This window comes from Pseudomonas oryzihabitans, from assembly GCF_032027545.1.
Classification (GTDB): Bacteria; Pseudomonadota; Gammaproteobacteria; order Pseudomonadales; family Pseudomonadaceae; genus Chryseomonas; species Chryseomonas oryzihabitans_F.
The window spans coordinates 381223-403970 of sequence record NZ_JAVSJB010000002.1 but is presented as its reverse complement, the minus strand read 5'-3'; the positions used below and the strand labels follow the sequence as shown (position 1 = coordinate 403970).

Below are 22748 nucleotides of genomic sequence, written 5' to 3'. Positions count from 1 at the left end.
GGTCGGGTGAGCCTGGCTCATAGGCTCTCTTCCAAACCGACGGCGAGCCACCCGGCATCCGCCGCTGCGCTCTTACCCCCTCTCCCTCAGGGAGAGGGCTGGGGTGAGGGCCGCCCAGCCGGAGAGCGTCACCATGCTCAAACTCTGTTTCTACGTCCCCGACTCCCACCTGGAAGCCGTCAAGCAGGCGATCTTCGCCGTGGGCGGCGGTCGCATCGGTCTGTACGACAGCTGTTGTTGGCAGGTCCAGGGCGTCGGCCAGTTCCGCCCTTTGCCTGGCAGCCAGCCGCACCTGGGCGAGCAGGGCAGTCTCGAACAGCTGGAGGAATGGCGTGTGGAGCTGGTGCTGGCCGACGAACAGATCGCCCGCCAGGCGGTGGCGGCGCTCAAGGGCGCGCATCCCTATGAGACGCCGGCCTATGACGTGGTGCAGGTGCTGGATTTCTAGTCGTCAGGGATAACCCAGAACCGTCCTGATCCGCGGCAACTCACGCTCGACCCAGCGCGGATCCACCGCGCCCCAGTCACGGATCTCGTAGCCACCGGCGTTGTTGCGGGCGCCTTCGCCCTGCACGAACTGGCAGTCGATATCCAGATCGGCCAGGGCCAGCAGGGTGTCCTGGGCGGTACGCCGCGGCATGCCGGTGGCAGCCATCAAAGCCGGCACGCTGGTGGCGGTGCCGCTGGCCACCAGCCAGGCCACATAGAGACGGCGATAGAAGCTGGTCTTGGTCTTGCTCACATCCATGAGAGTCGTCCTGGGTAATAAAAAGCCCACCGCGAGGGTGGGCTTTAGGGGCATCAGAGGGTGGCGATGCGCTGCCGCTGCTCCACCAGCTTGGCCAGGGCCTGTTCGGCCTCTGCCAGTTTGGCACGCTCCTTCTCCAGCACCTCGGCCGGGGCCTTGGCGACGAAGCCTTCATTGGCCAGCTTGCCACCGACGCGCTTGACCTCGCCTTCCAGGCGGCCGATCTCCTTGTCCAGGCGCGTAAGCTCCGCGTCCTTGTCGATCAGGCCGGCCATGGGTACCAGCACTTCCATCTCGCCGACCAGGGTGGTGGCGGACATCGGCGCTTCCTCGCCGGCGGTCAGGACGCGGACCGATTCCAGCTTGGCCAGCTTGTTCAACAGCGGCTCGAAGTCGGCCAGGCGGCGCTGGTCCTCGGCACTGGCGTTGGCGACGATGATATCGATGCGCTTGGCCATGGAGATCTTCATCTCGCCGCGGATCTGCCGCACGCCCAGCATCAGTGCCTTGACCCACTCGATGTCGCCTTCGGCGGCGGCGTCGATGCGCGCCTCGTTGGCCACCGGCCAGGGTTGCAGCATCAGGGTCTCGCCCTGGACGCCGGCCGGTGCCTTGAGGCGCTGCCAGATTTCCTCGGTGATGAAGGGCATGAAGGGATGCGCCAGGCGCAGCACCACTTCCAGCACGCGCGCCAGGGTCCGACGGGTGCCGCGCTGACGCTCCAGGGAAGCGTTCTCGTCCCACAGCACCGGCTTGACCAGTTCCAGGTACCAGGCGCAGTACTCGTCCCAGACGAATTCATAGAGCGCCTGGGTGGCCAGGTCGAAGCGGAAGGCGTCGAGCTGGCGGGTCACCTCGGCCTCGGTGCGCTGCAGTTGGGAGATGATCCAGCGATCCACCGAGGACAGCTCGACGGGTTCGTCGTTGACCCCGGTGTCCTGGCCCTCGACGTTCTCCATGACGAAGTTCGCCGCGTTCCACAGCTTGTTGCAGAAGTTGCGATAGCCCTCGACGCGACCCATGTCGAACTTGATGTCGCGGCCGGTGGTGGCCAGGGAGCAGAAGGTGAATCTCAGGGCGTCGGTGCCGTAGCTGGCGATACCGTCCGGAAACTCGGCGCGGGTCTGCTTGGCGATCTTCTCGGCCAGCTTGGGCTGCATCAGGCCGCTGGTGCGCTTCTGCAGCAGGGTGTCCAGGTCGATGCCGTCGACGATGTCCAGCGGATCGAGCACGTTGCCCTTGGACTTGGACATCTTCTGGCCCTGGCCGTCACGCACCAGGCCGTGGACGTAGACGGTCTTGAACGGGATCTGCCCGGTCAGATGGGTGGACAGCATGATCATCCGGGCGACCCAGAAGAAGATGATGTCGAAGCCGGTGACCAGCACGTCGGTGGGGTGGAAGGTCTTCAGGGCCTCGGTCTGCTCGGGCCAGCCCAGGGTGGAGAAGGTCCACAGCCCGGAGCTGAACCAGGTGTCCAGCACGTCATCGTCCTGGCGCAGGGCGATGTCACCCAGGTGGTGCTTGGCGCGCACCTCGGCCTCGTCACGGCCGACATAGACGTTGCCGGCCTGGTCGTACCAAGCCGGAATGCGATGGCCCCACCAGAGCTGGCGGCTGATGCACCAGTCCTGGATGTCGCGCATCCAGCTGAAGTACATGTTCTCGTACTGCTTGGGCACGAACTGCACCTCGCCGCTCTCGACCACGGCGATGGCCTTCTCGGCCAGGGGCTTGGTGGAGACGTACCACTGGTCGGTTAGCCAGGGCTCGATCACGGTGCCGGAACGGTCGCCCTTGGGCACCTTGAGGGCGTGGTCGTCGATCTTTTCCAGGCGGCCCGCGGCTTCCAGGTCGGCGACGATGCGCTTGCGCGCCTCGAAGCGGTCCAGGCCGGCGTAGGCGGCGGGGAGGGTGGCGTCGAACATGCCGTTGACGCTGCCGTCCAGGTTGAACACCTGGGCACCGGGCAGGATGGCCGCGTCGGCATCGAAGACATTGATCAGCGGCAGGTTGTGCCGCTTGCCGACTTCATAGTCGTTGAAATCGTGGGCCGGGGTGATCTTGACGCAACCGGTGCCGAATTCGGGGTCGCAGTAGTCGTCGCCGACGATGGGAATGCGACGGCCTACCAGGGGCAGCTCGACGTACTGGCCGATCAGGTCCTTGTAGCGCGGGTCTTCCGGATGCACGGCCACGGCGGCGTCGCCCAGCAGGGTCTCGGGACGGGTGGTGGCGACCACCAGGTGATCCGCGCCCTCGGCGGTACGGGCGCCGTCCGCCAGCGGATAGCGCAGGTGCCAGAGGTGGCCCTTCTCGTCATGGCTTTCCACTTCCAGGTCGGAAATGGCGGTATGCAACTTGGTGTCCCAGTTGACCAGGCGCTTGCCGCGATAGATCAGGCCGTCCTCGTGCAGGCGCACGAAGGCTTCCTTGACCGCCTCGGAGAGGCCGTCGTCCATGGTGAAGCGCTCGCGCGACCAGTCCACCGAGGAGCCCAGGCGGCGGATCTGCCGGCTGATGTTGCCACCGGATTCGTTCTTCCATTCCCAGACCTTCTCCAGGAATTTCTCCCTGCCCAGGTCGTGGCGCGACAGCCCCTCGGCACCGATGCGGCGCTCCACCAGCATCTGGGTGGCGATGCCGGCGTGGTCGGTGCCCGGTTGCCAGAGGGTATTGCGACCCTGCATGCGGCGGAAACGGATCAGCGCATCCATGATGGCGTTGTTGAAGCCATGGCCCATGTGCAGGCTGCCGGTGACGTTCGGCGGCGGGATCATGATGGTGTAGGGCTCGCCCGACCCCTGGGGCGCGAAGTAGCCCTGGCGTTCCCAGGTCTGGTACCAGGAGGTTTCGATGGCGTGCGGCTGGTAGGTCTTGTCCATGGAGGGGGCTTTTGTCGCTGGAAGAGGAAAGCCTCCGAGTATAGCGATTCCCGCCCGCCGACGGCAGGGCGCCTTGGCGCCCCGGGTCAGGGACGCTGCAGCAGTTCGTCCAGGCGCTGCGCCAGTCGGCGCTGAAGTTCGGCCTCCAGGCGCGGCAGCTCTTCGTCCAGCAGTTCCTGGAGAATGGCCGGTGCCTCCTGGCGCAGCCGGACGCGGGCCAGGTCGTCCCGCGGTTCCTGGGGGATCACGTCCTCGATGGCGTCCGGCACGATCTGGTCGAGCAGGGGCGGGATGGCCTTGAGGCGTTCGGCGCTGGGGGCGATGACGTCGGAAAGGATGGGAATGCCGTCGGCGCTGCTCGGGGTGACCGCGTTGCGGCTCTTGTCGAGCACCTGGCGGATGGCTTCGAGGTCTTGCAGGACGTGCGCGGGGGGCTTGGTGCTGGTCATGAAATCAGACACGTGACAGCTGATGGTCCTGTAGAGCATAGCCAAGCTTGCGGTAGAAGCGAAAACCTTCGCGCATCGCCTGGCGGACTTCGGGGGCTTCGACGACCACTTCGGCGATCCGGGCGAAACCCGCATGGCAGGGCGGTGGGGCCAGGCTGAGGTTGATCAGCAGCTCGCCAGTCTGAGCCGCGGGCGTGTCCAGGCCGAGCACTACTGGGCTGTCGCTGGCGTTCTCCGCCAGATCGTGGGGAACGAAGCTGTCCGGGCGGAAGGCCCACAGTTGCTCGTCCAGGCGCTGGCGCTGCTCGGCGTCGGCGCAGTGCACATAGACCGGCATCCCCTGTTTCCAGGCCTTGTCCACCAGCCGGCAAGCGAAGGCCAGCCGCGCCGCGGGATCGGTGGAAGGCAGGACGTAGAAATCGACACGGGTCATGGAGGGTCACGCGGAGGAGAGGAAAACGGCAAGGCCGCGACATAGGGGCGTCGCGGCCTTGGACGGAGGCTTAGGCCTCGTTACTGCGGTCGAGCAGATACTGCACCAGCAGCGGGACAGGACGACCGGTGGCGGCCTTGTCCTTGCCGCCGCTGATCCAGGCGGTGCCGGCCACGTCCAGGTGCACCCAGGGATAGGCCTTGGCATAGCGCGCCAGGAAGCAACCGGCGGTGATGGTGCCCGCCTTGGGCCCGCCGATGTTGGCCATGTCGGCGAAGGGGCTGTCCAACTGCTCCTGGTACTCGTCGTGCAGCGGCAGTTGCCAGACGCGGTCGTCGGCCTGGTCACCGGCGCTCTTCACCTGGGCGATCAGGGCCTCGTCGTTGCCCATCAGACCGGAGACCAGCGAACCCAGGGCGGTGATACAGGCGCCGGTGAGGGTGGCGATGTCGATCACCGCCTTGGGCTGGAAGCGCTCGGCATAGGTCAGGGTGTCGCACAGCACCAGACGGCCTTCGGCGTCGGTGTTGAGGATCTCGATGGTCTGGCCGCTCATGCTGGTGACGATGTCACCCGGACGGGTGGCGGTGCCGCTGGGCATGTTCTCGGCCAGGGCCAGCAGGCCCACCACGTTGATCGCCGGCTTGAGTTCGACCAGGGCGCGGAAGGTGCCCAGGACGCTGGCAGCGCCGCACATGTCGTACTTCATCTCGTCCATGCCGGCGGCCGGCTTGATGCTGATGCCGCCGGTGTCGAAGGTGATGCCCTTGCCGACCAGGGTGTAGGGCTGGGCATTCTTGGCGCCGCCCTTGTACTGCAGTACCACCAGGCGCGGCGGCTGGGCGCTGCCCTGGGCCACGGCGAGGAAGGAGCCCATGCCCAATTCGCGCATCTTCTTCTCGTCGAGTACCTCGACGGAGAGACCGGCGTCCTTGAACTGCTTGCCCAGGGCCTTGGCCTGATCGGCCACGTAGATGGGGTTGCAGACGTTCGGCGGCAGGTTGCCGAAGTCCTTGGCGTAGGCGGTGCCGTGGGTGATCGCCAGGGCGTGGGCCAGGGCGCGCTCGGCGTCTGCCTGGGAGGCCTTGGTGGTGACCAGGGTCAGCTTCTTCAGCGGCCGCGGATCGGCCTTCTTGCTCTTGAAGCGGTCGAAGACGTAGTCACCATCGGCCAGGGTCTCGGCCAGCAGGCGCAGGCGACCGTAGCCGTCGCGGTTCTTCACCGGCACATCGCCCAGGGCGAGGGCGGCGTCGCTGCCGCCGAGGCTCTTGAGCACGCCCAGGGCGCCGCTGGCCAGCTTGCGGTACTGACGGTCGGACAGCCCTTCGGCGGCCCCGCTGCCGACCAGCAGCACACGCTCGGCCTTGATGCCGGGCAGATTGGTGAGCAGCAGGGTCTGGCCGGCCTTGCCGGCGATGTCGCCGCGCTTGACCGCCGCGCTCAGGGCGCCGGAGGTGGCAGCGTCGACGGCGCTGGCCGCAGCGTCGAGCGCGCCGCCTTCACCGACGGCCACGACCAGGGTGGCGGTTTTCAGGGTTTCCGGACGAGCGTTTTTGACGACGAATTCCATTAGGAGAAGCTCCCCAAGACAAACACATGAGTTCGCAGGATATAATGCGGGGCTTTCGCCAGGGCCTTTTCCCGGCGATCGGCCTTCAACGGGTGGGCCTTGCAACGCAAGCCGTGTAGCCGAGCTAGTGTGAGCGTTCGCGCCAGAGCCTGACAACCCTGGAGAATCCTGTTTGATCGTCTTCCGCTATCTGTCTCGAGAAGTTCTCACCACCCTCGGTGCGGTCAGTGCCGTGCTGCTGGTGATCATCATGAGCGGCCGTTTCATTAAGTACCTGGCCCAGGCGGCACAAGGCCTGCTGGACCCCGGGGTGCTGCTGCTGATCATGGCCTACCGTATTCCCGGCTTCCTCCAGCTGATCCTGCCGCTGGGCCTGTTCCTTGGCTTCCTGCTGGCCTATGGGCGGCTGTACCTGGACAGCGAGATGACCGTGCTCACCGCCACTGGCCTGAGTCCGCGGCGGCTGCTGGCCTACAGCATGGCACCGGCCGCGGTGGTCGCCCTGGTGGTGGCCTGGCTGAGCCTGTCGCTGGCGCCCCTGGGCGTGCAGAAGGTCACCGCCATCCTCAACCAGCAGGATGCCATGACCGAATTCGATACCCTGGAGCCCGGGCGCTTCCAGTCGCTGCGGGACAACTCCCGGGTCACCTACACCGAGCGCCTGTCGGCGGATCGCAGCCAGTTGGGCGGCGTCTTCATTTCCGAGCGCAACACCTCCACCGTGGGTGGCAAGGACCGTGGCGTGGGCGTGCTGGTAGCCGACACCGGGCGTCAGGAAATCCACCCCGACGGCAGTCGCTACCTGATCCTGCAGAATGGCTTCCGCTACGACGGCGTGCCCGGGCAGGCCGACTACCGGGCGGTGCAGTACGACACCTACGGGGTGCTGCTGCCCAAGCCCGCGGTGAGCGAGGACATCAGCGAGCGGGATGCCGTCACCACCGGTGAACTCCTGCGCAGCAACGACCTGCAATACCGCGGCGAGCTGCAATGGCGACTGTCCCTGCCGATCCTGGTGTTCATCGTCACCCTCATCGCCGTGCCCCTGGCCAAGGTCAATCCGCGCCAGGGTCGTTTCCTCAAGCTGCTGCCGGCGATCCTGCTGTACATGGCCTATCTGTCGCTGCTGATCGCTGCCCGTGGCGCCCTGGACAAGGGGCGTCTGCCGCCGGCCATCGGCCTCTGGGGCGTGCACCTGCTGTTCCTGGTGCTCGGCCTGCTGCTGTCCTTCTGGGAACCGCTCAAGGCGCGGTTGCGTGGTAACAAGGTGGGGGTGCCGGCATGAACAAGCTCGACGGCTACATAGGGCGGACCGTCTTCGTCAGCATCCTCGCGGTGCTGGGGGTGATCGTCGGCCTGGCCCTGCTGTTCGCCTTCATCGACCAGCTCGGCGACTTCGATGACAACTACGGTGTCGCCGAGGCGCTCAAGTTCGTCCTTCTCACCACGCCGCGCCGGGCCTACGAGATGCTGCCGATGGCCGCATTGATCGGCTGCCTGATCGGCCTGGGCACCCTGGCCAGCAGCAGCGAGCTGATCGTGATGCGGGCCGCCGGCGTTTCCCTCGGTCGCATCGTCTGGGCGGTGATGAAGCCGATGTTCGTGCTGCTCATCGCCGGCATCCTCATCGGCGAGTACGTGGCGCCCTGGTCGGAAAACCTGGCCCAGAGCGGTCGCGCCCTGGCCCAGGGCGCCGGCAAGGCGCAGAGCTCTCGTCACGGTTTGTGGCACCGCCAGGGGCACGAATACATCCACATCAACGCCGTGCAGCCCAACGGCCTGCTGCTGGGCGTGACGCGCTACGAATTCGACGACAAGCGCCACCTGCTGCAATCCAGCTTCGCCCAGCGCGGTATCTATCGCGGCGATCACTGGGAGCTGGAGAACGTCAGCATCACCGACTTCGGTGACCGCCAGACCAGCGTCCGCCAGGAACCCACGGTGATCTGGAACGTCGAGCTGACCCCGCAGGTGCTCGACACCGTGATCATGGAGCCGGATGCGCTGTCGATCTCCGGGCTGTGGTGGTACATCCACTACCTGGCCGATCAGGGCTTGAGCAACAAGAGCTACTGGCTGGCCTTCTGGTCGAAGATCTTCCAGCCGCTGGTGACCGCCGCCCTGGTGCTGATGGCCATCTCCTTCATCTTCGGCCCGTTGCGTTCGGTGACCCTGGGGCAGCGCATCTTCACCGGGGTGATCATCGGTTTCGCCCTGCGTATCTTCCAGGACCTGCTGGGCCCCTCCAGCCTGGTGTTCGGCTTCTCGCCGCTGGTAGCCGTGCTGGCGCCGGCGCTGCTCTGCGCCCTGGCCGGGCTGTTCTTGCTGCGCAGGGCCGGCTAAGCGCGCACGACGACACTGCACGTGGCCTTCAGGCGGGCGCGTGCAGTGTGCGGAAGGCTCCGATCATGGGCAGGTATGGCACGCGTCCCGCGGTCCCTGGAGCACCCATCTTCCAGTGGTGTAGGGCGTGCTCCAGGCCGTCTGATGTCGTGCGCTAGGCGGCACCCTGGGCCCCTGACGTGGGCTGCAGCCAGTTGGCATGCTCCGCGCAGAAGGCCAGGATCCGCTGGACCCGGCGGATCTGGTCTCGGTGGCGGCACTCACCCGTCACCGTACGCACCAGCAGATCGACATTCTGCATGTGAATCAGGCGCAGGTCGGGGCTCATGTCGGGAAAGTCCTCCATCTCGCCTATGCGCGTCTCGCAGCGCGAGAGCAGGCGATCGATGAAGTCCGGGGAAAAGCGGGCGGGAGACTGAGCGGTTTCCAGGTCATTGACCGCAACCTGGGAGCAGGGGGCAAGCGTTTCCATGCGCAATGTCTCACGTCCGTAGCGAAACCTTACTATTGCACGCTTTGCCCCGGATATTCAGCTGCCGATTGTCAGCTGAGTTCACGGTCGACTCCGGCATTCAGGGCGAGCGCCATCCCTCGTCTGTCGCCGTCTCCAGCAGCTGCGCCCGCGCGGCCTGGTAGGTCTGCTTGAGCTGCAGGTCGGCGGGGTGCTCGATGGTGAGACTGTCGAGATAAGTCTGCCAAGTCAGCAGATAGCGCTTTTGCGCATTGCGCAGCACGCGATCCTGGCCCTGGGGCAATTTCTCGACCGCTTCCCGCCCAGCCCCGTTGGCGTTGACCTGGCAGTCGCTCAGTTGCTGGCGAAAGCCTGGCAGCCGTGCCTGTTCGCCAGCGAGCCGGGCGTTGTTGCCGTTCAGTACCAGCAATTCGCAACCGTAGAGTGCACTGTGTAGTCGCGCTTGCAGCAGCCAGCTGGGCGAGCGGCCCCACTCGCCACCCTGATCGGCCAAGCCGACCGGTCTCTGCCCGGCACAGCCCTGTAGCCCAAGCAGCAGGACGATCAACAGCGGCGCGGTTCGCCTCATACCCAGCTCTCGATAGGGGATCGAAAGCACCAGCCTACTGGTAGCGTTCCCATTCCCGATACTCGTCCATCAGATAGTTGCCGACCGGCTGCCGATTCTTGCAGTCCTCACCGCTCAGCGGACTGGGCTCGCAGATCGGGCCGGCATCGCTTTAATGGCTGCAACCCGCCAGCAGTAGCGCGAGGCCAAGCAGTAGCGATTTCAAAAAGCTTTTTTCCTCGTGATGAAACAGGCGTAATGACCAAGAATACGCCTGAAAAATTGGACCAGCGGGCCAGAAAGTTTAATGACTGTTGCCAGTGTGTTGCTACGGTGCTCATTTGGTTCTTCTCTCTGGCCTCGCTGGTCATTTTTATTTCGCGGATTGCGATCACAAAGCTTTTAATTTTGCGGCCGTGAAAAGTGGTTGGGCGGGTGGTGGGTAGCCATTAGGTCTGGCGACTGTAATAGCGGATAAAAAGCGGCGAGGAATTCGAAGGGCTGCAAGGGAATCACGCAACCTCCTGGCCACTATCGGCCAAGTAGTAGATTGCTACGCGCCTATGGTGGCGTCCCTGCTCGTCGTGCAAAGGTTGCAGGTGGGTTAGTACAGGTACACCAGACTCACGCAGCTCTTTGATCCGAGCGGCGGGCGCCATGATGTTGAGGTCGCGTCGCGCCTCAATGGTACTCACGGGCCCAAGCTGTAGCTGAGCGTAGAGCCTCGCCCGCTGAGCCTGGGCAGCGGTAATCTGAACGCTACTATCTTGTAGGTTGCTCTCTTGGGGACAGCCCTTCATTTTGTCCATTAAGACAGCGACTTCCCCTGCTTCGGCGATGCAGGCTTCTACCCACTTGGTCACCTCAGACTCCGACCATACGGTACGCCCGTGGTTAGGCCTAACGGTGGCAGGAAAGGTACGCATTTTCATGCGCTCGTAGATCTCAGCTTGGCTGAGGCTAGTCAGCTTCTGGACCTGGGGAAGGCGGATGAAGCGGTGAGATTGTTTTGTGGCCATGCCGTTTGCCTCCATGGGCGCTTTGGGTATGGCTAGATGGTCGTAGGACGGACAAAGTTATAATAGGTGGCACGTTGCAAGAAAGGTGTGACACCAGGCTGTGGATAAGAGCCAGATGCCTTGCGGTGCTTGGCGTGGAAGGTGTTACCCCTTTTCTTTTGAAAGCTTGGAGACTGCGCCTCCTCTTTTCCGAGCAGGCCATGTGAGCGCCCAGGTGCATCGTTTTATCGCGATATCAGGCGCGTCTGGATAATTACGTTTGAACCACCTGGCAACGATCTCTCTAACGCCTATCCCGCTTTCATAAACCGGATCACGAGTGCCGCCTTCAGTTTCATCGTCCCATAGGTTGACTATCCGCCGACCTTCCGGTGGAGATAGCGGATTGTTCTCGTCCATGAACGCAATGACCCCCGCATGCTCGGCAACGACTTCTTCAGCCTTTTGCTGTGCCCTACGTGCCTCCTGTGCTTCATGTCTCGCCTCGTCTACATCGTGCCTTGCTTGTTGCAATGTAGCCTCATAGGTGACTTTCCTTGCGCGTTCTCTTGCCAATTCTTCGCGTAACCGAGAAGCCTCGATCCGTGCATCATCGAGCTGTTCTGCAGCGGACTTTTCGCCCTGCTGACGTCCTAGTTGCTGCCCGATATAGAGAAAGCCATCCTCGCTTCCTGACGGCGTACTTTGTCTTTGCAAGAGGGTTGGGTAGGGGGCGTTTACTGTGGTCGCTACAGTGCTGGCTCCAGCAGCGGTGGCAAGCCCAACTGCGAAGCTAGCCCGGTTTGTAGCTTCCTCGGTTATGCGATCTATCCATTTCCTAGATATCAAGGCATTGGCAGGTTCGTAAGCTTGCCCACGTGAGTCGAGGATAGAAGCGCCACTACTTACGCTAGATGATGCGAAGTAGTCAGCTAATGCGCCGTAAGTGAATTGAACGTCGGGTAGTGCTTTGCCTTCTGCGAAGGCGGTGAGGAGGGCCGTATTGAGATGGTGTTCGGCTAATCCGAGACTCCTAATAACCTTTGAAACCTGTTCACCGAGCAGGCGCGGGTTATACGGGTTGCTCTCTGACCAGTCACATAGGACTTGGCTCAGCGCTATACGCCCGAATCGGGTCAGTGATTGTTCTTCTCGGTCGCTTACCATCGACTGCGCGGCCCCAAGCTGTTTGAATATCCAGTGAGGGCATTCTACCAGCACAAATGGCAACGCCTAGGCATTTCCGGGATTAGCTAGACACAAAAAAACCGCCTCGAAGGGCGGTTTCTTGGCTTCCATGATGATCACGGAAGATAACGCTTGGTGCCCCGGGGGAGACTCGAACTCCCACTCCTTTCGGAAACGGATTTTGAATCCGCCGCGTCTACCGGTTCCGCCACCGGGGCAATGGCGGCGGAGTATAGGGACGCGGGGAGGCCCGGTCAATCCAAAGTGCGTTGGTGAAAAAGGCCGCTTCCGGTAAGCTGTGCGGCCTTTCGAGATCTACCTGCCATGCACGTCGCCGACTTCCATTTCGACCTTCCCGAATCCCTCATCGCCCGTCATCCGCTGGCCGAGCGCCGCGGCAGTCGATTGCTGGTGCTCGACGGCCCCAGCGGTGAGTTAGGTCATCGCCACTTCTCCGATCTGCTGGGCTATCTGCAGCCGGGCGACCTGATGGTGTTCAACGACACCCGGGTGATTCCGGCGCGGCTGTTTGGCCAGAAGGCCAGTGGCGGCAAGCTGGAGATCCTGGTGGAGCGGGTGCTGGACGAGGAGCGGGTGCTGGCCCATGTGCGTTCCAGCAAGTCGCCCAAACCGGGCAGCCGGATTCTCATCGACGGCGGTGCCGAGGCCGAGATGGTCGCGCGGCACGATGCCTTGTTCGAGTTGAAATTCGCCGAAGCGGTGCTGCCGCTGCTGGAGCGGGTCGGCCACATGCCGCTGCCGCCCTACATCGACCGGCCCGACGAGGCCGAGGATCGCGAGCGCTATCAGACCGTCTATGCGCGCAATGCCGGCGCCGTGGCGGCGCCCACTGCCGGGCTGCACTTCGACGAGCCGCTGTTGGACGCCATCCGCGCCAAGGGCGTGGCTACCGCTTTCGTCACCCTGCACGTGGGCGCCGGCACCTTCCAGCCAGTACGGGTGGAACGCATCGAAGACCACCACATGCATCGCGAATGGCTGCAGGTCGATCAGTCCGTGGTCGACGCCGTGGCTGGCTGCCGGGCACGCGGCGGCCGGGTGATCGCCGTTGGCACCACCAGCGTGCGGTCGCTGGAAAGCGCGGCCCGCACCGGCGAGCTCAAGGCCTTCGCCGGCGAGACGGACATCTTTCTCTATCCCGGTCGACCCTTCCATGTGGTCGATGCGCTGGTGACTAATTTCCACCTGCCCGAATCGACCCTGCTGATGCTGGTGTCGGCCTTCGCCGGTTACCGCGAGACCATGGCCGCCTATGCGACCGCCGTGGCCGAGGGCTACCGTTTCTTCAGTTATGGCGACGCCATGTTCATCACCCGCAATCCCGGGGCCCAGGGCCCGGAGAGCTGATATGAGTTTCATGAATTTCGAATTGCTGGCCACCGAGGGCAAGGCCCGTCGCGGTCGCCTGACCTTCCCGCGCGGCGTGGTCGAGACCCCGGCCTTCATGCCGGTCGGTACCTACGGCACGGTCAAGGGCATGCTGCCGGACAGCGTCGCCGACATCGGCGCCCAGATCATCCTCGGCAACACCTTCCACCTCTGGCTGCGGCCGGGGACCGAGGTGATCCAGCGCCACGGCGACCTGCACGACTTCATGCAGTGGCAGGGGCCGATCCTCACCGATTCCGGCGGCTTCCAGGTGTTCAGCCTGGGTGCGCTGCGCAAGATCAAGGAGGAGGGTGTCTACTTTGCCTCGCCGGTGCACGGCGCCAAGGTCTTCATGGGGCCCGAGGAATCCATGGCCGTGCAGCGCGCCCTGGGCTCGGACATCGTGATGATCTTCGACGAATGCACCCCCTACCCGGCCGACTTCGATACCGCGCGTCGTTCCATGGAGCTGTCGCTGCGCTGGGCCAAGCGCTCCCGCGAAGCCCACGGCGACAATCCCTCGGCGCTGTTCGGCATCGTCCAGGGCGGCATGCACGAGGAACTGCGCCTGAGATCCCTGGACGGTCTGGAGCAAATCGGCTTCGACGGCTACGCCATTGGCGGGCTGTCGGTGGGCGAGCCCAAGGAAGAGATGATTCGGGTGCTGGACTTCTTGCCGCCGCACCTGCCCGCCGACAAGCCGCGCTATCTGATGGGCGTCGGCAAGCCGGAAGACCTGGTGGAAGGGGTACGCCGTGGCGTCGACATGTTCGACTGCGTGATGCCCACCCGCAATGCGCGCAACGGCCACCTGTTCATCGATACCGGCGTGCTGAAGATCCGCAACGCCGTGCATCGCCACGACGAGACGGCGCTGGATCCGACCTGCGACTGTTACACCTGCAAACATTTCTCCCGGGCCTATCTGCACCATCTGGATAAATGCGGGGAAATGCTGGGGAGTATGCTGAATACGATCCACAACCTGCGGTATTACCAGCGCGTGATGGCCGGTTTGCGCCAGGCTATCCAAGAGGGTAAATTGGCCGACTTTGTGGACGCCTTCTATGCTCGGCGCGGCCTGCCTACACCGCCGCTCGGCAGCTGAAAGCCCCTGTCCGATCGTTGCAGCGAGACGGCGCTAGTCCGCCGTCTGCCGCGGTCGTGAACCGCGGCCCCAGGCTCGTCGAGGTGGTCGCGAGCGACCGCCGGCATGTCTTCTCTTTCCGTCATCCAACTCTGCAAGGAGTAGTGCAATGAGTTTTCTGATTTCCACGGCCCAGGCCCAGGAAGCTGCCGCGCCGGCCGCCAACGCCGCACCGGGGGGTGAATACATTCAGTTCATCTTCCTGATCGGCTTCGTGGTGATCTTCTATTTCCTGATCTGGCGTCCCCAGGCCAAACGCACCAAGGATCACAAGAACCTGCTCGGCGGCCTGCAGAAGGGCGACGAAGTGGTGACCACCGGTGGCATTGCCGGCCGCATCAACAAGGTCACCGACGATTTCGTGGTGCTGGAAGTGTCCGACAACGTCGAACTCAAGTTCCAGAAGGGCGCCATCGCCGCGACCCTGCCCAAGGGCACCCTGAAGGCACTCTGAGCCTTCCTCACTCTAGCTAACACCGGGGCGCGCAAGGCGCCCCGCCTTTATCTCGGGCGGTGTCATGCTCAATAAATATCCCCTCTGGAAGTACCTGCTGATCCTGGCCGTACTGGTCGTGGGCTTCATCTACTCGGTCCCTAATCTGTACCCCGACGATCCGGCCCTGCAGATCAGCGCTTCCAGCACCGAACGTGCGGTCACCCCTGCCGATGTGCAGCGGGTGAACGCGGCCCTGGCGCAGGCGCAACTCGCCGTGAAGGCCAGTGACGTCAACGAGAACGGCAGCCGCTTGCTGGTCCGCCTGATGCGTGCCGACGACCAGTTGCCGGCCCAGGAAGTGGTCCGCCGCACCCTCGGCGACGACTTCGTGGTGGCGCTGAACCTGGCCCCCACCACGCCGCAGTGGCTACGCAAGCTGGGCGCCAGCCCGATGAAGCTGGGCCTGGACCTTTCCGGCGGGGTGCACTTCCTGCTGGCGGTGGACATGGACAAGGCCGTGGATGCACGGTTGAAGGTCTATGACAACGAGGTCAAGACCCTGCTGCGTCGCGAGAAGGTGCGCTATCGCAGCATGCCCGACCAGAACGGTGCCCTGCAGCTCGGCTTCACCGACGCCGCCGACCTGCAGCAGGCGCAGAGCCTGATCCGCAAGAACTACACCGATTTCGACCTGACCACCGACACCCGTGGTGACCTGCAGGTGCTGCGCCTGCAGCTGACCGAGGCCAAGCTGCGCGAGATCCGCAACTATGCCGTCACCCAGAACCTGACCACGGTGCGCAACCGGGTCAACGAACTGGGCGTGGCCGAGCCACTGGTGCAGCGCCAGGGCGCCGACCGCATCGTGGTCGAGCTGCCGGGCGTGCAGGACACCGCCGAAGCCAAGCGCATCCTCGGCAAGACCGCCAACCTGGAGTTCCGCCTGGCCGCCACGGCCGACACCCCGCGGGCCTCCACCGAGAGCTTCGAGTTCCGCGAGCCGGGTCGTCCGGCGGTGCCACTGGAGCGTAACGTCATCATCACCGGTGACCAGGTCACCGACGCCTCGGCCAGCTTCGACGAGAACGGCCGGCCCCAGGTCAACATCCGCCTGGATGGTCACGGTGGCGATCTGATCAACCGCGCTACCCGCAGCAACGTCGGCCGCAGCATGGCCGTGGTGTTCATCGAGCAGCGTCCGGTCACCCGCTACACCACCCAGACTGTCGATGGCGTACAGAAGGAAGTGGCGGTACCCGGCTTCGAGGAGGAGCGGCGCATCATCAGCCTGGCGACCATTCAGTCGGCCCTGGGCAACAGCTTCCGCATCACCGGCCTGAACGGCTCGGGCGAGGCCTCGGAACTGGCGCTGCTGCTGCGTGCCGGTGGCCTGGCCGCACCCATGTACTTCGCCGAAGAACGCACCCTCGGCCCGAGCCTGGGCGCCGACAACATCGAGAAGGGCATTGATGCCTCGCTGTGGGGCATGGCCTTCGTCTCGCTGTTCCTGATCGCCATCTACCGCTTCTTCGGGCTGCTGGCGACCATCGCCCTGGGCTTCAACATGGTCTTGCTGATGGCCTTGATGTCCATCCTGCATGCCACCCTGACCCTGCCGGGTATCGCCGGTATCGTCCTGACCATGGGCCAGGCGGTGGACGCCAACGTGCTGATCTTCTCGCGGATCCGCGAAGAGATCGCCAACGGCATGCCGATCCAGCGCGCCATCCATGAGGGCTTCAGTCGCGCCTTCACGGCGATCCTGGACTCCAACCTGACGACCCTGCTGGTGGGCGCCATCCTGTTCGCCATGGGTACCGGGCCGGTCAAGGGCTTCGCCGTGACCATGTCGCTGGGTATCTTCACCTCCCTGTTCACCGCCATCTTCGTGACCCGTGCCATGGTCAACCTGATTTATGGCGGCCGGAACGTCAAGAAGCTGTGGATTTGAGGACGCGGCGATGAAAAAGACCATCAACTTCATGGGCGTACGCAACATCGCGTTCGCCATCACCGCGCTCCTGACCGTCCTGGCATTGTTCAGCTGGTTCTACAAGGGGCTTAACTTCGGCCTGGACTTCACCGGCGGTACCCTGATCGAGCTGCGCTACGAGCAGCCCGCCGATCTCGGCAAGATCCGCCAGGAACTGCAGGGTGCCGGCTTCGAAGAGGCCGTGGTGCAGAGCTTCGGCGCCACCACCGATGTCCTGGTGCGGATGCCCGGCGACGATCCCCAGCTGGGCCAGAAGGTGACCACCGCGCTGAAGCAGGCGAGCACCGATGGCTTCTCCCTGACCCGTACCGAGTTCGTCGGTCCGCAGGTGGGCGCGGAGCTGCGTGACCAGGGCGGCCTGGGCATGCTGCTGGCCCTGGGCGGTGTGCTGGTCTACGTGGCCTTCCGCTTCCAGTGGAAGTTCGCCGTGGGCGCCATCGTTTCGCTGGTGCACGACGTGGTGGTGACCCTGGGTCTGCTGTCGTTCTTCCAGATCACCTTCGACCTGACGGTGCTGGCGGCGGTCCTGGCCATCATCGGCTACTCGCTCAACGACACCATCGTGGTGTTCGACCGGGTGCGGGAAAACTTCCGGGTGCTGCGCAAGGCCAGTCTGATCGAGAACATCAACGTCTCGACCACCCAGACCCTGCTGCGCACCCTGGCGACCTCGATCTCGACCCTGCTGGCCGTGGCGGCGCTGCTGTTCTTTGGCGGCGACAACCTGTTCGGCTTCTCCCTGGCGTTGTTCATCGGCGTACTGGCCGGTACCTACTCGTCGATCTATATCGCCAACGTGGTGCTGATCTGGCTGGACTTGAAGAGCGAAGACCTGATCCCGCCGCAAGCCAAGGAACTCGACGAGCGTCCCTGATGTCCAAGGCATGGCAAAGGGCCAGGTGCCCGCTATGACAGAGTAGTCAGGAGGTTGTAGTGAACAAGTCGATGCTCGTAGGTACGGTTCTGGGTGTCGTCGTCGCCACTGCGGGTGGCGCGGTGGCTTACAGTTTCGTCGACCGCGGGCCTCAGTACGCCGAGGTCGTCGCCGTCCAGCCGGTGAAGGAAACGGTCAAGACGCCCCGCGAGGTCTGCAAGGACGTGACGGTGACCCACCGTCGCCCGGTCCAGGACCAGCACCAGATCGCCGGTACCGCCGTAGGTGCGGTAGTGGGTGGCCTGCTGGGCAACCAGGTCGGCAACGGCAGCGGCAAGACCCTGGCAACCATCGCCGGTGCGGTCGGCGGTGGTTACGCTGGCAACAAGGGTCAGGAATACATGCAGAACCGCGATACCTATACCACCACCCAGACCCGCTGCAACACGGTCACCGACAGCAGCGACAAGGTGGTTGGCTATGACGTGAAGTATCTGCTGGATGGCAAGATCGGCCAGGTCCGCATGGACCACGAGCCCGGCAAGCAACTGGAAGTCAAGAACGGTCAGGTACTCGCCAGCCAGTGATTCGCCTTGGCGGCTGAAGCTCCAGGGCTTCAGCCAATAAAAAACCCGCTACCAGGTGACTGGTAGCGGGTTTTTTATTGGGTCTTGCGCAGTGACCGGAGAGGTTCTCGGCTCTGGCCAGGAGCGCAGGGCGCCCTGGCCGGGTCCCTCATTCAGACGGCGGGACGGGGCGTTTCAGCTTTGGGCCGAAGCCACCGCCGGGCGGAGATCCACGCCGGCGCCTCGAACAGCCCGTTGATGTGGCGCGCTTCCAGGAACTTGGCGACGGCGACCGGCACCAGGATGCCGAAGGCGCAGCCGGCCACGATGTGCAGCATGCCGTCGTTGATGTGCAGGCCCTTGCTCAGGATGATGCGCGCCCCGCTGCCGCTGAGTACGTGCATGACGTAGATGGGCATGGACAGGGTACCCAGGGTCAGCAGCCACTGCATCGGACGCTGCGCCAACACCATGCAGGTGGCGCAGACGAAGATGATGCCGTTGAGCGCCAGTACCAGGGTCGCCAGACCACGGTCGGTATAGACCAGGCCCAGCAGGCCGTGGAACCAGTATTCCAGCACGACGAACAGCAGGCCCGAGCCCAGCATCACGCGGCCCGCCTGTTCCTCGATGGCCTGCTTGAAGTTGTTGAACCAGACACCGAAGGCGAAGAAGACGAAGTTCTGCGCGGTGAAGGTGAAGAAGAAGTCTTCCGGGCCGGCGTTCTGGAACAGATAGACCAGGGCACCGAAGGCGAACACGGCGAAGAAGGCCATGGGCTTGGCCCAGCGGTAGGCGAGCATGGCCAGGCAGAACACCAGGAACAGCGCATAGAGGAACCAGAACTGCTGGCGGGGCTCCCAGACCGTCAGCACCTCGCTGAAGCTCACGCCGCCGCCATTGGTGTAGCGCGACATCAGCGCTTCCACCGAGCCTTGCAGCAGCGACCAGACCAAGAACGGATAGACGATGGTGTCGATCTTGTTCACCAGCAGTCCGCCGGTACCGCGCTTGACGAAGGAGTTGTAGAAGAACAGTCCGGACAGGAAGAAGAACAGCGGCATGTGGAAACTGTAGATGACACTGTCCACCAGACCGTGGAATTCGGCATCCTGCAGGATGCCGGCGTTGAGCAGACCGCGCACGACGTGGCCATAGACCACCAGGATGATGCCAATGGCCTTGGCATAGTCGACCCAGAGATTGCGAGTGTTCATTGAATGATCCTTTTCAAAAGAGAACCTGTGCCGCTGGAGCCAAGCGCTGGTGCAAACGAAAGCGTGATCGCTGCGGCGCCAGGGGCGCGCATTGCGACAGGTTCGATCATGGTAGGACTCCCGGAGGAACGACGTCCGTAAGTAGCCGGTGACAGGATGGGGCTCCTTGCCCGCGTTCTGACCGTGGCTATCTGCCATTGTTCATGGCTTGTTTCCTGCTGGACGTGAACCGGACGACACTTTGATGGCTAAGAGCCCCATTGTCCGACGAGCTGTTACCGAATGTTTAGAGAGATTGCTTGAGCAACTGCAGTTGCTTCTCCTTGAGCAGTTGTTCGTAGCGAGGCGAGGTATAGATCAGCAGGACCTGTTTCTTGCGGGCGGCACGGGCGCTGAACTTGTAGAAGACAGTGTCGTGATCGAAGGCCAGGTAGGCCTGGGCGTCGGCATCGTGGGACAGCTGCTCGAAAGCCTCGGCGGATGACTGGGACGAAGGCTTGCCGTACTTCTGGGTGAGGCCCTCGGCGATCAGGAAGGACTGGGCCAGCGGCGTGACGATGGAGAAGCGCAGGAACTTGCCATCGATGAAGAAGGCACCGGCCTCGACCTTCTCGCCCGCGAAGGCAAGGTCGTCGCAGCCGAGGTAGTCGACGCCATTCACGTCGCTCTTGCGTGGCTGGAAGTTGCACAGGCGCTTGGCGAGGAAAGTCTTCTGATCGGTGCCGAAGGCGATGCCCGCGTAGCCGTCGACGGCCCGCACGCAGGGCGCGACGAGCATCAGCAGAGTGACTGTGACGAGCGCAAGGAGGGGCGACAGGCTGGACCTGACGGGCATGGTGACTTCGATTCCCTTCACGAAGGCCCAGGGGCCGACTTATCCCGGCCGATGCTAGAAGCTCCGCCAAGGCTTTGCCACCCTCGTAGGTGGCTTTTGTCGAGAGGTTCAGGGTTGGCGTCAGGCGACGCCGGGCGGGATCTGCTCCCGGCCATAATCCTTGAGCTTGTCCAGGTTCTCCGGCTTCTGGTGCTCGGGGACGTCGTCCGGCTCGACCGGGGTGTCCAGCGGCTGCTGGTCTTGGGTGTCTTCGCTCATGGCAGGACTCTCGGCAGGGGGTTCCCGGCTTTGAGGGGCGCGCTACCCGGTCGGTTCCGCCAGTTCAGTTGCCGGGGGCATCGGTCAACCAGCCTTCGCGCCGGGCCAGGCGCCAGGCCAGGAGCGCCGAGATCACGCCGCGCAAGGCCATGAAGGTAAGGAAGGCCAGCCACAGGCCATGATTGCCGAGTCCGCGCAGCAGCCAGCCGAGGGGGAGGGCGAGCAGCAGCGCCAGCAGCATCGAGTTGCGCATCTCCCGGGCGCGGGTGGCACCGATGAAAAGACCGTCCAGCAGGTAGCTGACCATGGCGATCAGCGGCAGCAGGGCCAGATAGGGTAGGTAGTGATGGGCTTCCTGGCGCACCGCGGCGATGTCGCTCTGCAGGGCGACGAACAGATCGCCGCCGAGGGCGAAGGCGACGGCGAACACCAGGCTGGCCAGCAGCGACCAGCCACCGGCGATCACCAGCACCCGGCGCAGGGTGGCACCCTCGCGCGCCCCCAGGGCATGACCGGCCAGGGCCTCCACCGCATGGGCGAGGCCGTCCAGGGCGAAGGCAGTGACCAGCAGGCCGTTCAGCAGCAGGGCATTGGCGGCGACGGTGGTCTCGCCCAGCTGGGCCCCTTGAGCGGCGAACAGCAGGAACACCGCTTGCAGCGCCAGGGAGCGGATGAAAATGTCGCGATTGACCGCCAGTAGCGGGCGCCAGCTGGAGAGGCGACGCAGCGCCGGGCGGTCGATCCGGCCCGGCCACAGGCGCAGGCGGCGGAGCACCAGCCAGAGGCCGAGCAGCACGCCGCTCCATTCCGCCAGGACCGAGGCCAGGGCGATGCCCTGCACCCCGGCGCCGAGACCGAGCACGAAGGCGGTCACCAGCAGCAGATTCAGGGCGTTGGTGGTGAGCAGCAGCACCAGCGGCGTGCGTGCATCCTGGGTGCCGAGCAGCCAGCCGATCACGGCGTAGCTGAGCAGGGCGGCGGGCAGGCCGAGCAGGCGCAGGTGCAGGAAGCGCGCGGCCAGTTCGGCGAAGGCGGGATCCAGGCCGAGCCAGGCGAGCAGGGGATCGAGTGCGAGGCTGGCGACCAGCAGCAGGACCAGCGACAAGCCCAGGCCCAGCAGGCCGGCCTGCAGGAGGATCTGGCGCAGGGCGGCGCCATCGCGCCGGCCGCTGGCCTGGGCGGCGAAGCCGGTGGTACCCATGCGCAGGAAACCGAGGATGCCCAGCAGCGCGGTGTAGAAGGCTCCACCCATGGCCACCGCGGCTAGCTGGCGGGCTTCCGGCAGGTGGCCGGCGATGGCGCTGTCGACCAGGGTAACCAGCGGCACGCTGAGGTTGGACAGGATCATCGGTGCGGCCAGCGCCCAGACGCGACGGTGCAGGACGGGGTGGCGCCAGTCGGCGAGCAGGGTGGTCATGGGCGATTCGCAGCGGCCGCAAAGCCGTCATTGTAGGGCAGGCGCCACGGGCGGTCCTCTCCTTGCATACTGGAAAGATTCGTTACCCCAGCCGGAGCTCTGCCATGTTCAAGCACTACCCCGCCGCCTATCAGCCATCACCCGGTACCGCCTTCGATGTCGACAAGGCCTTCTATGATCGCATCCGCAACCAGCCGGAAGGCCGCACCCTGGTCGAGGCGTTCGAGGTGCCGATCCGTACCGGGCGCGCCTGGCAGGTCCCGGCCGGCCACGTGTTCCGCGTCACTGCGCCGCACGGGCCCCAGGTGGGCGATTTCAACGTCTGGAATGCCCTGGATCCCCGCGAGCGCTTCTGGGCGGCGCGCACCCGGCAGCTGCAAGGCGCGCACGTCTCCACCCACGACCGGCTGTGGTCCAACCTGCCGTTCCTGCGGCCGCTGTTGACCATCACCGACGACACCCTGGCCAACTATGGTACCGACGAGCACGGCGGGCGCATCCACGATCTGCTGGGCACCCGCTGCGATCCCTACGTCAACAAGCTGCTGACCGGCGAGGACTTCCACCACCACTGCCATTCCAATCTGACCCGTGCGGTGCTGCCTCATGGGCTGACCGAGTTCGATGTGCACGATGTGCTGAACATCTTCCAGGTCACCGGGTTGAACGAGGACGGCATGTACTTCATGAAGGCCTGTCCGGCCCAGGTCGGCGACTACCTGGAATTCTTCGCCGAGATCGACGTGCTCTGCGCGCTCTCCACCTGTCCGGGCGGCGATCTGTCGGTGGCGCTCTGGGGACCGGAAAAACAGGACCCGTTGTCGGTCTGCCGGCCGCTCGGGGTGGAGGTCTATCGCCTCGCGCCCGAGTTGCTCGACGGCTGGCGCTCGCCGGAGCGGGCACCCTATCGGGGCAACCATGGGCTGGAGGTGGTCAAGCCGGCCTGGGAGCGATAGCGGCTATCGGCGCGGGCAGGCGTTTTT

Annotated in this window: 23 protein-coding genes and 1 tRNA gene; 10 read left to right on the top strand and 14 right to left on the bottom strand. The window is 64.4% G+C overall.

Annotation, left to right across the window (positions count from 1 at the left end):
• Nucleotides 1–133 precede the first annotated feature (133 nt).
• The gene (locus tag RND78_RS04335; protein WP_312726354.1) at nucleotides 134–448 is read left to right on the top strand and encodes an NGG1p interacting factor NIF3; all 315 of its coding nucleotides are present in this window, start codon (nucleotides 134–136) and stop codon (nucleotides 446–448) included.
• A gap of 3 nt (nucleotides 449–451) precedes the next feature.
• On the opposite strand, the gene RND78_RS04330 is transcribed toward RND78_RS04335, so the two are convergent.
• The 5 genes from RND78_RS04330 to RND78_RS04310 form a co-directional block, all read right to left on the bottom strand.
• Entirely contained in the window at nucleotides 452–748 is a 297-nt protein-coding gene (locus RND78_RS04330; protein ID WP_312726352.1) for a winged helix-turn-helix domain-containing protein, read from the bottom strand.
• A gap of 53 nt (nucleotides 749–801) precedes the next feature.
• Nucleotides 802–3633, bottom strand: a complete 2832-nt coding sequence (locus tag RND78_RS04325) for a valine--tRNA ligase (protein ID WP_312726350.1) — start codon at nucleotides 3631–3633, stop codon at nucleotides 802–804.
• Between the two features lie 86 nt (nucleotides 3634–3719).
• Complete coding sequence (locus tag RND78_RS04320) at nucleotides 3720–4082, bottom strand: hypothetical protein (RefSeq protein WP_058777833.1); 363 nt, start codon at nucleotides 4080–4082, stop codon at nucleotides 3720–3722.
• A 4-nt stretch (nucleotides 4083–4086) separates the two neighbouring features.
• The gene (locus tag RND78_RS04315; protein ID WP_312726348.1) at nucleotides 4087–4515 is read right to left on the bottom strand and encodes a DNA polymerase III subunit chi; all 429 of its coding nucleotides are present in this window, start codon (nucleotides 4513–4515) and stop codon (nucleotides 4087–4089) included.
• A 70-nt stretch (nucleotides 4516–4585) separates the two neighbouring features.
• Nucleotides 4586–6085 (bottom strand): leucyl aminopeptidase, encoded by a 1500-nt coding sequence (locus RND78_RS04310; RefSeq protein WP_312726347.1) that lies wholly within the window; start codon nucleotides 6083–6085, stop codon nucleotides 4586–4588.
• Between the two features lie 172 nt (nucleotides 6086–6257).
• On the opposite strand from RND78_RS04310, the gene lptF reads away from it, so the two are divergent.
• Nucleotides 6258–7370 (top strand): LPS export ABC transporter permease LptF, encoded by a 1113-nt coding sequence (lptF, locus tag RND78_RS04305; RefSeq protein WP_312726346.1) that lies wholly within the window; start codon nucleotides 6258–6260, stop codon nucleotides 7368–7370.
• On the top strand, nucleotides 7367–8428 hold the full coding sequence (lptG, locus tag RND78_RS04300; protein ID WP_312726343.1) for an LPS export ABC transporter permease LptG: 1062 nt from the start codon (nucleotides 7367–7369) through the stop codon (nucleotides 8426–8428). The genes lptF and lptG overlap by 4 nt, the downstream gene beginning before the upstream one ends.
• Before the next feature lie 154 nt (nucleotides 8429–8582).
• On the opposite strand, the gene RND78_RS04295 is transcribed toward lptG, so the two are convergent.
• The 5 genes from RND78_RS04295 to RND78_RS04275 all read right to left on the bottom strand — a co-directional run bounded on the left by RND78_RS04295 (nucleotide 8583) and on the right by RND78_RS04275 (nucleotide 11851).
• Nucleotides 8583–8900, bottom strand: coding sequence for a hypothetical protein (locus RND78_RS04295; RefSeq protein WP_312726342.1), 318 nt, complete (start codon nucleotides 8898–8900; stop codon nucleotides 8583–8585).
• A 100-nt stretch (nucleotides 8901–9000) separates the two neighbouring features.
• Nucleotides 9001–9468: a hypothetical protein gene (locus RND78_RS04290; protein ID WP_312726341.1), complete on the bottom strand. Its 468-nt coding sequence runs from the start codon at nucleotides 9466–9468 to the stop codon at nucleotides 9001–9003.
• A gap of 491 nt (nucleotides 9469–9959) precedes the next feature.
• On the bottom strand, nucleotides 9960–10466 hold the full coding sequence (locus tag RND78_RS04285) for a helix-turn-helix domain-containing protein (RefSeq protein WP_312726340.1): 507 nt from the start codon (nucleotides 10464–10466) through the stop codon (nucleotides 9960–9962).
• 144 nt (nucleotides 10467–10610) lie between these two features.
• Nucleotides 10611–11675 carry a hypothetical protein gene (locus tag RND78_RS04280; protein WP_312726338.1) on the bottom strand — a complete coding sequence of 355 codons (1065 nt, stop codon included), beginning with the start codon at nucleotides 11673–11675 and terminating at the stop codon, nucleotides 10611–10613.
• Nucleotides 11676–11766: 91 nt separating this feature from the next.
• Nucleotides 11767–11851, bottom strand: a tRNA-Leu gene (locus RND78_RS04275).
• A gap of 106 nt (nucleotides 11852–11957) precedes the next feature.
• Between RND78_RS04275 and queA the strand changes: the two genes are divergently transcribed.
• From queA to RND78_RS04245, 6 genes are all read left to right on the top strand, one after another.
• On the top strand, nucleotides 11958–13001 hold the full coding sequence (gene queA, locus RND78_RS04270) for a tRNA preQ1(34) S-adenosylmethionine ribosyltransferase-isomerase QueA (RefSeq protein WP_312726336.1): 1044 nt from the start codon (nucleotides 11958–11960) through the stop codon (nucleotides 12999–13001).
• Between the two features lie 10 nt (nucleotides 13002–13011).
• The gene (tgt, locus tag RND78_RS04265) at nucleotides 13012–14130 is read left to right on the top strand and encodes a tRNA guanosine(34) transglycosylase Tgt (RefSeq protein ID WP_312726561.1); all 1119 of its coding nucleotides are present in this window, start codon (nucleotides 13012–13014) and stop codon (nucleotides 14128–14130) included.
• 148 nt (nucleotides 14131–14278) lie between these two features.
• Nucleotides 14279–14623 carry a preprotein translocase subunit YajC gene (yajC, locus tag RND78_RS04260; protein ID WP_058762149.1) on the top strand — a complete coding sequence of 115 codons (345 nt, stop codon included), beginning with the start codon at nucleotides 14279–14281 and terminating at the stop codon, nucleotides 14621–14623.
• Between the two features lie 64 nt (nucleotides 14624–14687).
• Nucleotides 14688–16556: a protein translocase subunit SecD gene (gene secD, locus RND78_RS04255; RefSeq protein ID WP_312726334.1), complete on the top strand. Its 1869-nt coding sequence runs from the start codon at nucleotides 14688–14690 to the stop codon at nucleotides 16554–16556.
• 10 nt (nucleotides 16557–16566) lie between these two features.
• Nucleotides 16567–17472, top strand: coding sequence for a protein translocase subunit SecF (gene secF / locus RND78_RS04250; protein ID WP_312726333.1), 906 nt, complete (start codon nucleotides 16567–16569; stop codon nucleotides 17470–17472).
• A 59-nt stretch (nucleotides 17473–17531) separates the two neighbouring features.
• Nucleotides 17532–18059: a glycine zipper 2TM domain-containing protein gene (locus RND78_RS04245; protein WP_059229879.1), complete on the top strand. Its 528-nt coding sequence runs from the start codon at nucleotides 17532–17534 to the stop codon at nucleotides 18057–18059.
• A gap of 152 nt (nucleotides 18060–18211) precedes the next feature.
• Here the strand turns inward: RND78_RS04245 and RND78_RS04240 are convergent, their stop codons facing one another.
• From RND78_RS04240 to RND78_RS04225, 4 genes are all read right to left on the bottom strand, one after another.
• A complete protein-coding gene (locus RND78_RS04240; protein ID WP_312726329.1) occupies nucleotides 18212–19255 on the bottom strand; it encodes an acyltransferase in 1044 nt (347 codons plus the stop codon).
• Nucleotides 19256–19541: 286 nt separating this feature from the next.
• On the bottom strand, nucleotides 19542–20090 hold the full coding sequence (locus RND78_RS04235) for a hypothetical protein (RefSeq protein ID WP_312726327.1): 549 nt from the start codon (nucleotides 20088–20090) through the stop codon (nucleotides 19542–19544).
• A 120-nt stretch (nucleotides 20091–20210) separates the two neighbouring features.
• On the bottom strand, nucleotides 20211–20348 hold the full coding sequence (locus RND78_RS04230) for a hypothetical protein (RefSeq protein WP_312726325.1): 138 nt from the start codon (nucleotides 20346–20348) through the stop codon (nucleotides 20211–20213).
• A 64-nt stretch (nucleotides 20349–20412) separates the two neighbouring features.
• Entirely contained in the window at nucleotides 20413–21765 is a 1353-nt protein-coding gene (locus RND78_RS04225; protein WP_312726323.1) for an MATE family efflux transporter, read from the bottom strand.
• A gap of 104 nt (nucleotides 21766–21869) precedes the next feature.
• Between RND78_RS04225 and RND78_RS04220 the strand changes: the two genes are divergently transcribed.
• Nucleotides 21870–22721, top strand: a complete 852-nt coding sequence (locus RND78_RS04220; RefSeq protein ID WP_312726320.1) for an urea carboxylase-associated family protein — start codon at nucleotides 21870–21872, stop codon at nucleotides 22719–22721.
• The last annotated feature ends 27 nt before the right edge of the window (nucleotides 22722–22748 follow it).

Excerpts from the sequence above, each read along its gene's own strand:
- RND78_RS04285 (WP_312726340.1), bottom strand. The coding sequence starts at position 10,466 with ATGGCCACAAAACAATCTCACCGCTTCATCCGCCTTCCCCAGGTCCAG.
- yajC (WP_058762149.1), top strand. The coding sequence starts at position 14,279 with ATGAGTTTTCTGATTTCCACGGCCCAGGCCCAGGAAGCTGCCGCGCCG.
- RND78_RS04315 (WP_312726348.1), bottom strand. The coding sequence starts at position 4,515 with ATGACCCGTGTCGATTTCTACGTCCTGCCTTCCACCGATCCCGCGGCG.
- RND78_RS04335 (WP_312726354.1), top strand. The coding sequence starts at position 134 with ATGCTCAAACTCTGTTTCTACGTCCCCGACTCCCACCTGGAAGCCGTC.
- RND78_RS04225 (WP_312726323.1), bottom strand. The coding sequence starts at position 21,765 with ATGACCACCCTGCTCGCCGACTGGCGCCACCCCGTCCTGCACCGTCGC.
- RND78_RS04325 (WP_312726350.1), bottom strand. The coding sequence starts at position 3,633 with ATGGACAAGACCTACCAGCCGCACGCCATCGAAACCTCCTGGTACCAG.
- RND78_RS04220 (WP_312726320.1), top strand. The coding sequence starts at position 21,870 with ATGTTCAAGCACTACCCCGCCGCCTATCAGCCATCACCCGGTACCGCC.
- RND78_RS04290 (WP_312726341.1), bottom strand. The coding sequence starts at position 9,468 with ATGAGGCGAACCGCGCCGCTGTTGATCGTCCTGCTGCTTGGGCTACAG.
- secD (WP_312726334.1), top strand. The coding sequence starts at position 14,688 with ATGCTCAATAAATATCCCCTCTGGAAGTACCTGCTGATCCTGGCCGTA.
- RND78_RS04295 (WP_312726342.1), bottom strand. The coding sequence starts at position 8,900 with ATGGAAACGCTTGCCCCCTGCTCCCAGGTTGCGGTCAATGACCTGGAA.
- RND78_RS04230 (WP_312726325.1), bottom strand. The coding sequence starts at position 20,348 with ATGAGCGAAGACACCCAAGACCAGCAGCCGCTGGACACCCCGGTCGAG.
- tgt (WP_312726561.1), top strand. The coding sequence starts at position 13,012 with ATGAATTTCGAATTGCTGGCCACCGAGGGCAAGGCCCGTCGCGGTCGC.
- queA (WP_312726336.1), top strand. The coding sequence starts at position 11,958 with ATGCACGTCGCCGACTTCCATTTCGACCTTCCCGAATCCCTCATCGCC.
- RND78_RS04235 (WP_312726327.1), bottom strand. The coding sequence starts at position 20,090 with ATGCCCGTCAGGTCCAGCCTGTCGCCCCTCCTTGCGCTCGTCACAGTC.
- RND78_RS04330 (WP_312726352.1), bottom strand. The coding sequence starts at position 748 with ATGGATGTGAGCAAGACCAAGACCAGCTTCTATCGCCGTCTCTATGTG.
- RND78_RS04240 (WP_312726329.1), bottom strand. The coding sequence starts at position 19,255 with ATGAACACTCGCAATCTCTGGGTCGACTATGCCAAGGCCATTGGCATC.
- RND78_RS04320 (WP_058777833.1), bottom strand. The coding sequence starts at position 4,082 with ATGACCAGCACCAAGCCCCCCGCGCACGTCCTGCAAGACCTCGAAGCC.
- RND78_RS04310 (WP_312726347.1), bottom strand. The coding sequence starts at position 6,085 with ATGGAATTCGTCGTCAAAAACGCTCGTCCGGAAACCCTGAAAACCGCC.
- lptG (WP_312726343.1), top strand. The coding sequence starts at position 7,367 with ATGAACAAGCTCGACGGCTACATAGGGCGGACCGTCTTCGTCAGCATC.
- secF (WP_312726333.1), top strand. The coding sequence starts at position 16,567 with ATGAAAAAGACCATCAACTTCATGGGCGTACGCAACATCGCGTTCGCC.